Source organism: Streptomyces sp. HSW2009 (assembly GCF_040240285.1).
GTDB lineage: Bacteria > Actinomycetota > Actinomycetes > Streptomycetales > Streptomycetaceae > Streptomyces.
The window spans coordinates 1-11,147 of the sequence record NZ_JBEHZD010000243.1; the positions used below are offsets into that span (position 1 = coordinate 1).

The following is an 11,147-nucleotide window of genomic DNA, read 5'->3' on the forward strand; positions in this document are numbered from 1 at the left end:
CGGCCACCCCGAACCCGGCCACCTCCCGGCCGGAGGCCGATGCCCCGGCCCCAGCCACCCCCGCCGGCGGCGGGCCCCCCCCCCCCCCCCCGCTTTTGTGCAGGTCGCAGCCGTCGCCGTAGGAAAGCCGTCAATAGGGCGTACATGGCCGTATAGGAGCCGTCAACGGAGCGCTCAGAGTGCGCGGAGCGGGGTTTGCTCAAGAGGTCCGAACAGCTTCCGAACCCTCTAGGAGCTCACGATGGCCGACCTGGCCTTCGTCGTCGCCACGATCGCGGTCTTCGCCGTGGTGGCACTCGTCGCCAAGGGGGTGACGAAGCTATGACCGCCGAGAACGTCGTCGGACTGATCGTGGCCGTCGCCCTGCTGGGCTACCTGGTCCTCGCCCTCGTCTTCCCGGAGAGGTTCTGAGCTCGTCATGAGTCCTGTCCTCGCAGGGATACTCCAGGTCCTCGCCCTGGTCGGGGCGCTGGCCCTGGTGTACCGGCCGCTGGGTGACTACATGGCCGCCGTCTACGGCTCCAGCAGACACCTGCGGGTGGAGCGGTGGATCTACCGCTGCATCGGCGCCAACCCGTCGGCCGCCATGCGCTGGCCCGCCTACCTGCGCTCCGTGCTCGCCTTCTCGCTGGCCGGCGTCCTCTTCCTCTACCTGCTCCAGCGCGTCCAGGCCGGGCTGCCGCTCTCCCTCGGCTTCACCTCCATCTCCCCGCACCAGTCGTTCAACACCGCCGCCTCCTTCGTGGCCAACACCAACTGGCAGTCCTACTCGGGCGAGCAGTCCATGGGGCACCTGGTGCAGACCGGTGGGCTCGCGGTGCAGAACTTCGTGTCGGCGGCCGTCGGCATGGCCGTGGCCATCGCGCTGGTACGGGGCTTCGCCAGGTCACGTACCGGCGAACTCGGCAACTTCTGGGCCGACCTGGTACGCGGTCTGATCCGCATCCTGATCCCGATGGCGGTGATCGGCGCCGTGGTGCTGGTGGCCTGCGGGACCCTCCAGAACTTCGCCGGCATCCACCAGGTCGGCCTGTTCGACGGCGGCTCGCAGCAGATGAACGGCGGCGCGGTCGCCTCGCAGGAGGTGATCAAGGAGCTCGGCACCAACGGCGGCGGCTACTTCAACGCCAACTCCGCGCACCCCTTCGAGAACCCCAACGGCCTGTCCAACCTGTTCGAGATCTTCCTGATCCTGGTCATCCCGTTCTCGCTGACCCGTACCTTCGGCGTGCTGGTCGGCAGCGTGCGCCAGGGGTACGCGATCCTCGGCACGATGGGCCTGATCTGGCTCGGCTTCGTCGCCCTGATGATGTGGACCGAGTTCCACCACGGCGGCGCCGCGCTCCAGGAGGCCGGCGGGGCCATGGAGGGCAAGGAGACCAGGTTCGGCATCGGCGGCTCCGCGCTCTTCTCGGTGAGCACCACCCTCACCTCCACCGGCGCCGTCAACTCCTTCCACTCCTCCAACACCGCCTTCGGCGGCGGCCTGGACCTGCTCGGCATGATGCTCGGCGAGATCGCGCCCGGCGGCGTGGGCTCGGGCCTGTACGGCATGTTGGTGATGGCCGTGATCGCGGTGTTCATCGCGGGCCTGATGGTCGGCCGGACCCCGGAGTACCTGGGCAAGAAGATCGGCACCCGCGAGATCAAGTTCGCCGCCTGCTACATCCTGATCACCCCGACCCTCGTCCTCGGCTTCACCGCGCTGTCCATGGGCCTGTCCACGCCACCGGACTCGATCCTCAACGGCGCCGACGGCTCCGTACACGGCAGCGGTGCGCACGGCTTCTCCGAGGTGTTGTACGCCTTCACCTCGGGCGCCAACAACAACGGCTCGGCCTTCGCCGGCCTGAACGCCAACACGCAGTGGTACAACACCACGATCGGCCTGGCCATGCTGCTCGGCCGCTTCCTGCCGATGGTCTTCGTGCTGGCGCTGGCCGGCTCGCTGGCCGAGCAGCAGCCCGTACCCAAGACGGCGGGCACGCTCCGTACCGAGCAGCCGCTGTTCGCCGGACTCCTGGTCGGGGCGATCTTGATCATCACTGGGCTCACCTTCTTCCCGGCACTGGCCCTGGGACCGATGGCGGAGGGGCTGGCATGACCCGCGTAGGAACCACCACCGAGATACCCGAGGACCCCATGTCCACCTCAACCGCCACCCGCCCGCCGGACGGCGGGCCCGCGCAGCAGCCGACGGCGGCCGGCACAGGTCGGGTCGGCAGCGGGCTGTTCGACCCCGCGCAACTGCTGCGCTCGCTGCCCGACGCGGTCCGCAAGCTCGACCCGCGGGTGCAGGTCAAGGCGCCCGTCATGTGCGTGGTCGAGATCGGCTCGGTGGTCACCACCGTGCTGGCGGTCATCGACCCGGGCGACTGGTTCGGCTGGGCCATCGCCGGCTGGCTGTGGCTGACCGTGCTCTTCGCCAACCTGGCCGAGGCGGTCGCCGAGGGGCGCGGCAAGGCGCAGGCCGACACGTTGCGCAAGGCCAAGACCGACACCATCGCACGCCGGCTGGTGGCCCGCGGCGGCGAGGAGCGGGTGCCGGGCACCGACCTGCGCATCGGGGACCGGGTGGTCTGCGAGGCGGGCGAGATCATCCCCGGCGACGGAGACGTCGTCGAGGGCGTGGCATCGGTCGACGAGTCCGCCATCACCGGCGAGTCCGCCCCGGTCATCCGCGAGTCGGGCGGCGACCGCTCGGCCGTGACCGGCGGTACGAAGGTCCTCTCCGACCGCATCGTCATCAAGATCACCACCAAGCCCGGTGAGACCTTCATCGACCGGATGATCAACCTGGTGGAGGGCGCGGCCCGGCAGAAGACGCCGAACGAGATCGCGCTGAACATCCTGCTCGCCTCGCTCACCATCGTCTTCCTGCTGGCCGTCGTCACGCTGCAACCGTTCGCCGCGTACGCGGGAGCCAAGCAGGACATGGTCGTGCTGACCGCGCTGCTGGTCTGCCTCATCCCGACCACCATCGGGGCGCTGCTCTCGGCGATCGGCATCGCCGGCATGGACCGGCTGGTGCAGCGCAACGTGCTCGCCATGTCGGGGCGGGCGGTGGAGGCCGCGGGCGACGTGTCCACGCTGCTGCTCGACAAGACCGGCACCATCACCCTGGGCAACCGGCAGGCGGCGGAGTTCGTCCCGGTGGCAGGGGTGGGCGAGACCGAACTCGCGGACGCGGCGCAGCTCTCCTCGCTGGCCGACGAGACGCCCGAGGGCCGCTCGATCGTGGTGCTGGCCAAGGAGCGGTACGGGTTGCGGGCCCGGCACGAGGGGGAGCTCGGCCACGCCGTCTTCGTCCCCTTCACGGCGCAGACCCGGATGTCGGGCGTGGACCTGACCGGCGAGGACGGCGCGGTGCACATGGTCCGCAAGGGCGCCGCCGCGGCGGTCACCGCCTGGGTCGGCGAGCGCGGCGGCACGGTCACCGGCGACGCCAGGGAGAAGGTGGACGGCATCTCGGCCGCCGGCGGCACCCCGCTGCTGGTCGCCGTCGAGGACACCGACGGGCCGCGGGTGCTCGGCGTCATCCACCTCAAGGACGTCGTCAAGGAGGGCATGCGGGAACGGTTCGACGAGCTGCGCCGGATGGGCATCAAGACCGTCATGATCACCGGCGACAACCCGCTGACGGCGAAGGCCATCGCGGACGAGGCGGGCGTGGACGACTTCCTCGCCGAGGCCACGCCCGAGGACAAGATGGCGCTGATCAAGCGGGAGCAGGCGGGCGGCAAGCTGGTCGCGATGACCGGCGACGGCACCAACGACGCCCCGGCGCTGGCCCAGGCGGACGTGGGCGTGGCCATGAACACCGGCACCTCGGCCGCCAAGGAGGCCGGGAACATGGTGGACCTGGACTCCGACCCCACCAAGCTCATCGAGATCGTGGAGATCGGCAAGCAACTGCTGATCACCCGCGGCGCGTTGACCACCTTCTCCATCGCCAACGACGTCGCCAAGTACTTCGCGATCATCCCGGCGATGTTCGCCGGCGTCGCGGGCTACCAGGGCCTGGACACGCTCAACATCATGCGGCTCGCCTCACCGGAGTCCGCGATCCTCTCCGCGGTCATCTTCAACGCGCTGGTCATCATCGCCCTGGTGCCGCTCGCCCTGCGCGGCGTGCGCTACCGGCCGATGAGCGCGGACCGGATGCTCCGCCGCAACCTCGGCGTGTACGGGCTCGGCGGCCTCATCGCCCCGTTCATCGGCATCAAGATCATCGACCTGCTCCTCTCCCTCATCCCTGGCATCGGGTGACTCTCATGAACCAATCCGTACGCGGCATCGCCCGAGTGGCGACCGCCGGGCTGCGCGCCCTGCTGGTGCTGACCCTGGTGTGTGGGGTGATCTATCCGCTGGTGGTCACCGGCATCGCGCAGGCCCTCTTCCACGACAAGGCCAACGGGTCCGAGGTGAAGGACGACGGGCAGGTCGTCGGCTCCCGGCTGATCGGGCAGCACTTCGACCTGAAGGACGCCAAGGACAAGGACGGCAATCCGCTGCCGGACCCGAAGTGGTTCCAGCCGCGGCCGTCGGCTGCGGGGGCGAACGTCTACAACACCCGGTACTCGATCGTGGTCTCGGGCGCGTCCAACCTCGCGGCGGACAGCAAGGTGCTCAAGGAGACGGTCATCGCCCGCCGGAGCGCCGTCGCCGCGTTCAACGGCGTGCCGCAGAGCGAGGTCCCGGTGGACGCGCTCACCGCCTCGGGCTCCGGCATTGACCCGCACATCTCACCCGACTACGCGGACATCCAGGTGGCCCGGGTGGCCAGGGAGAACGGGCTGTCCCGCGCGGCCGTGCAGAAGCTGGTCGACCGGCACACCGACGGCCGCATCGCCGGGTTCCTGGGCGAGCCGCACGTCAACGTGTTGGAGCTGAACGTGGCGGTGCGCGACCTGGCCGCGGGGGAGCGGGGCGACTGAGCGGCTGTCCTTGCCCACGGAGTGAGCTGTGGGTCCTCGTTCACGGACCGGGCCGCGGACCCTCGCCCGGGGACTGAGCTGTGACACCTCGCTTGCGGGCCGGGCTGTGGCGCTTCGCTCATGGTCCGAGCGGTGGTACCTCGCTCACGGGGTGGGCCGCGCCGCCTCGCTCACGGTTCGACGGTGAGCACTTCGGCCACCGGGCGGCGGGGCGTGGCGCGGCCCGGTGGCCCGTAGCCCAGGCGCAGCACCATGTGCACCGTGCCCAGGTCCGACAGCGGGTCGCGGGCGGCCCAGCGCAGGTCCGGCCACTCCAACGGGTGCGAGGTCAGCGAGGTGGCCAGGCCGTCGGCGGTGGCCCGCCGCAGGACCCGGCCGAGCGCCTGGCCGGCCCGCAGCCAGTCGGCAGGGGTGTCCCCTGCCGTGCCGAGCAGGGCGAGTTGGGGCGCCGCCTCGAAGGTGGCGCTGCCCCGGCCCGGCACCTCCCGGTGGGCGGCGAAGTCGCGCACCGGGGCCCGGCCGTCGTGCTTGCGCGGGCCGTACGCGGAGGGCGGGACGCCCTCGGCGGCGGCCCGCTCGCCCGCGACCCGGGTCCAGCGGGCGGTTTCCTGTTCGGCCTGCTGGGCCTGCGGGTCCGCCGCGTACCCGGCGGTGCGGTCCTCCGCGTCGTGCACCAGCTCCAACAGGGCGTCCACGTGCCAGGCGTCCGGGAAGGTCAGCCGGGCGCCCTCCGCCGCGGCGGCCTCGACCAGGCCCGACCGCACCTCGGGCGGCACCACGTCCGCGGTGAACGGGTCGCGGCTGGTGTGCCGCCGGCGGATGGCCGGGTAGAGCGCGGCCAGCGCGCCGTCGGCGCCGCCCGCCCCCGTCACCCGCAGGTCGGCGACGTGCAGCGGCTGCGCCGGGTCGGGCAGCAGCGTGGTCGCCGTGGCCCAGCCGGCGTGCGCGAGCGCCACCCGCAGGACGCACAGCGCGGCCCCGCAGCCCAGGTGCTGGGCGCGGCCGTCGGGGTCGAGGTGCGGCATGGCCCGCTCCGGGTCGCGGCTCACCCGAAAGGTCCGCTCGGCGGTGCGGTAGGCGAAGCGCCAGGGCTGTGCGTTGTGCAGGGAAGGCGCCGTCGTGGCGTCCGCGACCACGTCGGCGACCAACTGCGCGGACAACTCCTGCGGCTGCTCCTGTGGCTGCGCTGCCATGGCGCTGCCCCTCCCGTACGGGGGAACCGGTGGCCCGACGCGCCCCGGCGCAGGACGCCGCGCAGCGCGCTCCCCTCCACCATAGGCAGGCTGGGCAGGCGCCGCGCTCCTGGCTGCGCCACCTGCGCCGCGCGGTGCCGCTCGCGCTGCGCTGTGCCAGGCTGGGAACGGCCGTAAGGGCTGGCCCAGGGCCCGTACGGTCTTTGGCCGGTTGGTTGCTGGGCTGGTTCGGCGCCCGGTGGAGGTCAGTGCCCGTAACCGCTGCCAGGTCGGCGGCGGGGCGCACCGCGGCGGTTGCTCGTACGAGGTCCGGGCGGAGGTGATCCGGCCGTGCGAGGTCCGCCCGTCCGCGGTCTGGCCGTACGGGGCCGGTCGTACGCGGCGAAGGGACAGAGATGGACATCGTGGCCTTCGGGGTCCTCGCTGACGAGCGGCCGTTGCTGGTGGAGGCGTTGCGCGGGGAGCACCGGGTGCGCTGCCTCGAAGCGTTTCTGAGCCCGGAGACGGTGGCGGTCGCCGAGGGGTACGAGATCGTCAGCAGCAGCGTGAACGACGTCCTGGACGCGTCCGTGCTCACCGCCCTGGCCGCCGGCGGCACCCGGTTGATCACCCAGCGGTCGACCGGCTACAACAACATCGACCTCGGCCGGGCCAGGGAGCTCGGGCTGACGGTGGCCCGGGTCGCGCACTACTCGCCGCACGCGGTGGCCGAGTTCGCGTGGGCGCTGGCGCTGGCCGTCAACCGCAGGACGGTGCGTGCGGTGAGCCGTACCAGGGAGTTCGACTTCCGGCTCACCGGGCTGATGGGCTGGGACTTCCACGGCCGCACCGCCGGCGTGGCGGGCACCGGCCAGATCGGCGAGGCGTTCGCGACCATCGCGCACGGCTTCGGGATGCGGCTGCTCGGCTGGGACGCGGCCGAGAACCCGCGGTGCCGCGCCCTCGGCATGACGTACGTGGACGAGGAGCGGCTGTTCGCCGAGTCCGACCTGATCAGCCTGCACGTCCCGCTGGTGCCCGAGACCCACCACCTGGTGGACGCCGCGGCGCTGGCCCGGATGAAGGACCGTGCCGTCCTGATCAACACCGGCCGCGGCGGGCTCATCGACACCGCGGCCCTGGTGGCCACCCTCAAGCGGGGCAGGCTCGACGGGGTGGGGCTCGACGTGTACGAGGAGGAGGCCGGCGTCTTCTACGTCGACCACTCCCTGGAGGCGATGTCCGACGACGTGCTGGCCCGGCTGATGTCCTTCCGCAACGTCCTGGTCACCTCCCACCAGGCGTACTTCACCCGGGACGCGGTCGGCCAGATCATCGAGGCCACCGCGCGCAACGTGGCCGACTACCTGGCCGGGCGGGCGAGCGAGAACGTACTGGTGGCCGTGTGACGCGAGCGGCGACGCCAAGCCGCTCAACCCGCCCGCAGCGCCGCCGCCGGGCACACCCCCACCCACCCGCAGCGATGCCGCACGGCGCACCCCACTCTCCGACGTACCGGCACGGCTACGCACGGTCACCCGCATCCAGACATTTCCGCAGCGCACAGGGCTGGACTGTGGCCCGTGGACGCGTACCGTAGCCGTCGGTGTGATCGGTTCGGGGACGGCCCGGGCCGGGAGGGGAGCGGCAGGCGATGAGCGAGCAGACGCTACAGCGGGCGGACATGGTGCGGGTCAGGGACCTGCGGCGGACCTACGGCAGCGGGCCGTCCGCCGTGCACGCGCTGCGCGGGATCTCCTTCGACGTGCCGCGCGGCGAACTCGTCGCGCTCAAGGGCCGCTCCGGCTCCGGCAAGACCACGCTGCTCAACCTGATCGGCGGCCTGGACACGCCGGACGACGGCCAGATCACCGTGGACGACACCGAGGTCGTCGGGCTCGGCGAGAGCGGACTGCTCCAGTTGCGACGGGACCGGATCGGCTTCGTCTTCCAGTCCTTCGGCCTGATCCCGATCCTCAGCGCCGCCGAGAACGTCGGCGTGCCGATGCGGCTGCGCAAGGCGCCGGCGGCCGAACGCGAGGAGCGGGTGGCGCTGCTGCTCTCCCTGGTGGGCCTCGCCGACCACGCGGAGCAGCGGCCGGGCGAGCTCTCCGGCGGGCAGCAGCAGCGGGTGGCCATCGCCCGCGCGCTCGCCAACCGCCCGGCGCTGCTGATCGCCGACGAGCCGACCGGCCAGTTGGACGCGGAGACCGGCTTCGCGGTGATGGAGCTGCTGCGCGCGGTGGTGCGCAGCGAGGGCGTCACCGCCCTGGTCGCCACCCACGACCCCAATCTGCTCGGCCTCGCCGACCGGGTCCTGGAACTGCGCGACGGCCACATCATCGAGGACAGCGAACAGGCCGCGGCCTGAGAGGCCCGAGCGCCGTTCGCGGCGGGGCCCGCGCGGGGGAGCGCGTCGGGCCGGCTGCCCCGCCCCGTGGGGCGGCCGGCCGCCGGCCGGGCCCGGCTCACCACACGTCGCCGTCGCGCCAGTCGCAGATCAGCTCGCCGGTCAGGTCCAGCGGGGCGGCCAGCGGTAGGACGAAGGTGCTGGCGTCGTCCTCGGCGGTGCGCTGCACGCCGGCGGGGGTGAGCGTCGACGTCCGGCCCCGCCACTGCTGCCAGCCGAGCTGCTGGTAGAAGACGTCGGCCCCGTCGGCCGCGGAGAGCGCCCCCACCTCGTATCCGCCGCGCAGCACCGGCGTCAGGGCCGACATCACGGCCGTGCCCTTGCCGACCCCCCGCCGGTCGGCGCGGACCGCGACGCCCTCCACGTAACCCGCGCGCAGCGCCCGCCCGCCGTGCAGCAGCCGGCGCTGCACCAGGGCCCCGTGCGCGATCAGCTCGCGCCCCTCCCACAGCAGGGCGTGCATGCCGCCCAGCGTGTGGTCCCAGTCGGTGTCGTCGAAGTCGCCGTCGAAGGCGTCGTCCAGCAGGGTGCGCACGGCCGCCAGCGCCGTCGCGTCGAGCCCGGAGGTGTGGGCGAGGAGTACCTCAGTCATACGGGCGATGCTCGCAGGGCGCGGCCCGTCCGTCGCCCCCTTTACCGGCCGCCGGCGGACGGCCGCACTCCGGCGGCACCCCGGCCCGCACCCGGCGGCTCCCCCTCGGCCGCACCCCGGTGGCGCCCGGCGGACGCGCGATGGATGCGCGGCGAGTGCGCGGCAGCACCCAGCAGCGCGGCGCGGCCCGCTCCGCGTCCGGCGTCAGAGCCGTGTCAAGACGACCGCAGCCGTCGATGGTCACGTCATTTGTCCGATTCCGTGGTCGTAGAGTCGACAGCGGCGTAGGCACCACACGCAGCACGAAAGACAATGGGGACATGGCACGCGGCAAGCTTCGGATCTACCTCGGCGCGGCACCGGGCGTGGGCAAGACGTACGCGATGCTCTCCGAGGGACACCGGCGCGTCGAGCGCGGCACCGACCTGGTGGTCGGCTTCGTCGAGCACCACGGCCGGCCGCGCACCGAGGTGATGCTGCACGGCTTGGAGGCGGTACCGCGTCGTGAGCTCGACTACCGGGACACCACGTTCACCGAGATGGACGTGGACGCCGTGCTCGCCAGACGGCCCGCCGTCGCGCTGGTGGACGAACTCGCGCACACCAACGTGCCGGGCTCCCGCAACGCCAAGCGCTGGCAGGACGTCGAAGAGCTGCTCAAGGCCGGCATCGACGTGGTCTCCGCCGTCAACATCCAGCACCTGGAATCGCTGGGCGACGTGGTCGAGTCGATAACGGGCGTGCGGCAGCGCGAGACCGTGCCCGACGAGGTGGTCCGCCGGGCCGACCAGATCGAACTGGTCGACATGTCGCCCCAGGCGCTGCGCCGCCGCATGGCGCACGGCAACATCTACGCCCCCGACAAGGTCAACGCGGCCCTGTCCAACTACTTCCGCCCCGGCAATCTGACCGCCCTGCGCGAACTGGCCCTGCTGTGGACCGCGGACCGGGTCGACGAGTACCTCCAGCAGTACCGCTCCGAGCACCGCATCCGCTCCACCTGGCAGGCGCGCGAGCGCATCGTGGTCGGCCTGACCGGCGGGCCCGAGGGCCGCACCCTGATCCGCCGGGCCTCGCGGATGGCGGCCAAGGGCTCGGGCAGCGAGGTGCTCGCCGTCTACATCGCCCGCAGCGACGGGCTCACCTCCGCATCGCCCAAGGAGCTGGCCGTCCAGCGGACCCTGGTCGAAGACCTCGGCGGCACCTACCACCACGTCGTCGGCGAGGACATCCCCGGTGCCCTCCTGGAATTCGCCCGCGGCGTCAACGCCACCCAGATCGTCCTCGGCTCCAGCCGGCGCAAGACCTGGCAGTACGTGTTCGGCCCCGGCGTCGGCGCCACCGTGGCCCGCGAGTCGGGGCCCGACCTGGACGTGCACATCGTCACCCACGACGAGGTGGCCAAGGGGCGCGGCCTGCCGGTCGCCCGCGCGGCACGGCTGGGCCGGACCCGGATCATCGCCGGCTGGCTGGTCGGGGTCGGCTGCCCGGCGCTGCTGACGCTGCTGCTCACCGCCTTGCACGAGGGGCCCGGGCTCGCCAACGACGTGCTGCTCTTCCTCTTCCTGACCGTGGTCTCGGCGCTGCTCGGCGGGCTGCTGCCGGCGCTGGCCTCGGCCGCGGTCGGCTCGATGCTGCTGAACTACTACTTCACGCCGCCGACCCACACCCTGACCGTGCAGGACCCGCAGAACATCGTGGCCATCGTGATCTTCTTCGCGGTGGCCGTGGCGGTGGCCTCGGTGGTGGACCTGGCGGCCCGCCGTACCCACCAGGCGGCCAGGCTGCGGGCCGAGTCCGAGATCCTCTCCTTCCTCGCCGGCAGCGTGCTGCGCGGCGAGACCAGCCTGGAGGCGCTGCTCGAACGGGTCAGGGAGACCTTCGGCATGGAGTCGGTGGCGCTCCTTGAGCGGGAGAGCGACACCAGCCCGTGGACCTGCGTGGGCAGCGCCACGGCGCCCCAGGGGCTGTCGGGGACCGTGCCCCCCCCCGCCAACGCGGGGGCCGGGGGGGGCGGCCCGCCCGGGGGGGGCCCC

9 protein-coding genes are annotated in these 11,147 nt (G+C 72.5%); 7 read left to right on the plus strand and 2 right to left on the minus strand.

The genetic code is table 11. The annotated features are described in order from the left end of the window. The first annotated feature begins 321 nt into the window (after positions 1-321). Genes kdpF through kdpC form a run of 4 tightly spaced genes read left to right on the plus strand, consistent with a single transcriptional unit; the run spans position 322 to position 4,937 of the window. A complete protein-coding gene (kdpF, locus tag AAHZ94_RS18715) occupies positions 322-411 on the plus strand; it encodes a K(+)-transporting ATPase subunit F (RefSeq protein ID WP_037896654.1) in 90 nt (29 codons plus the stop codon). Positions 412-418: 7 nt separating this feature from the next. Next, positions 419-2,104 (plus strand): potassium-transporting ATPase subunit KdpA, encoded by a 1,686-nt coding sequence (kdpA, locus tag AAHZ94_RS18720; RefSeq protein WP_349994105.1) that lies wholly within the window; start codon positions 419-421, stop codon positions 2,102-2,104. A 38-nt stretch (positions 2,105-2,142) separates the two neighbouring features. Then, positions 2,143-4,269, plus strand: coding sequence for a potassium-transporting ATPase subunit KdpB (gene kdpB, locus AAHZ94_RS18725; protein ID WP_349994112.1), 2,127 nt, complete (start codon positions 2,143-2,145; stop codon positions 4,267-4,269). A 5-nt stretch (positions 4,270-4,274) separates the two neighbouring features. After that, positions 4,275-4,937, plus strand: a complete 663-nt coding sequence (kdpC, locus tag AAHZ94_RS18730; RefSeq protein ID WP_349994106.1) for a potassium-transporting ATPase subunit KdpC — start codon at positions 4,275-4,277, stop codon at positions 4,935-4,937. Positions 4,938-5,107: 170 nt separating this feature from the next. Here kdpC and AAHZ94_RS18735 read toward each other — a convergent pair whose 3' ends face one another. After that, positions 5,108-6,130 (minus strand): Acg family FMN-binding oxidoreductase, encoded by a 1,023-nt coding sequence (locus AAHZ94_RS18735; RefSeq protein WP_349994107.1) that lies wholly within the window; start codon positions 6,128-6,130, stop codon positions 5,108-5,110. Positions 6,131-6,525: 395 nt separating this feature from the next. Here AAHZ94_RS18735 and AAHZ94_RS18740 point away from each other — a divergent pair, with 395 nt between their 5' ends. Next, positions 6,526-7,518: a 2-hydroxyacid dehydrogenase gene (locus AAHZ94_RS18740; protein ID WP_349994108.1), complete on the plus strand. Its 993-nt coding sequence runs from the start codon at positions 6,526-6,528 to the stop codon at positions 7,516-7,518. 245 nt (positions 7,519-7,763) lie between these two features. Further along, positions 7,764-8,480, plus strand: a complete 717-nt coding sequence (locus AAHZ94_RS18745) for an ABC transporter ATP-binding protein (protein ID WP_349994109.1) — start codon at positions 7,764-7,766, stop codon at positions 8,478-8,480. Positions 8,481-8,577: 97 nt separating this feature from the next. On the opposite strand, the gene AAHZ94_RS18750 is transcribed toward AAHZ94_RS18745, so the two are convergent. Continuing rightward, complete coding sequence (locus AAHZ94_RS18750) at positions 8,578-9,111, minus strand: GNAT family N-acetyltransferase (protein ID WP_349994110.1); 534 nt, start codon at positions 9,109-9,111, stop codon at positions 8,578-8,580. 320 nt (positions 9,112-9,431) lie between these two features. Between AAHZ94_RS18750 and AAHZ94_RS18755 the strand changes: the two genes are divergently transcribed. Further along, positions 9,432-11,147: DUF4118 domain-containing protein (locus AAHZ94_RS18755; protein WP_349994111.1), on the plus strand; the 1,716-nt coding region annotated here is incomplete at its 3' end.

Coding starts and splice junctions, on each gene's coding strand:
- AAHZ94_RS18750 (WP_349994110.1), bottom strand. CDS start 9,111: ATGACTGAGGTACTCCTCGCCCACACCTCCGGGCTCGACGCGACGGCG.
- kdpB (WP_349994112.1), top strand. CDS start 2,143: ATGTCCACCTCAACCGCCACCCGCCCGCCGGACGGCGGGCCCGCGCAG.
- kdpC (WP_349994106.1), top strand. CDS start 4,275: ATGAACCAATCCGTACGCGGCATCGCCCGAGTGGCGACCGCCGGGCTG.
- AAHZ94_RS18740 (WP_349994108.1), top strand. CDS start 6,526: ATGGACATCGTGGCCTTCGGGGTCCTCGCTGACGAGCGGCCGTTGCTG.
- kdpA (WP_349994105.1), top strand. CDS start 419: ATGAGTCCTGTCCTCGCAGGGATACTCCAGGTCCTCGCCCTGGTCGGG.
- kdpF (WP_037896654.1), top strand. CDS start 322: ATGACCGCCGAGAACGTCGTCGGACTGATCGTGGCCGTCGCCCTGCTG.
- AAHZ94_RS18745 (WP_349994109.1), top strand. CDS start 7,764: ATGAGCGAGCAGACGCTACAGCGGGCGGACATGGTGCGGGTCAGGGAC.
- AAHZ94_RS18735 (WP_349994107.1), bottom strand. CDS start 6,130: ATGGCAGCGCAGCCACAGGAGCAGCCGCAGGAGTTGTCCGCGCAGTTG.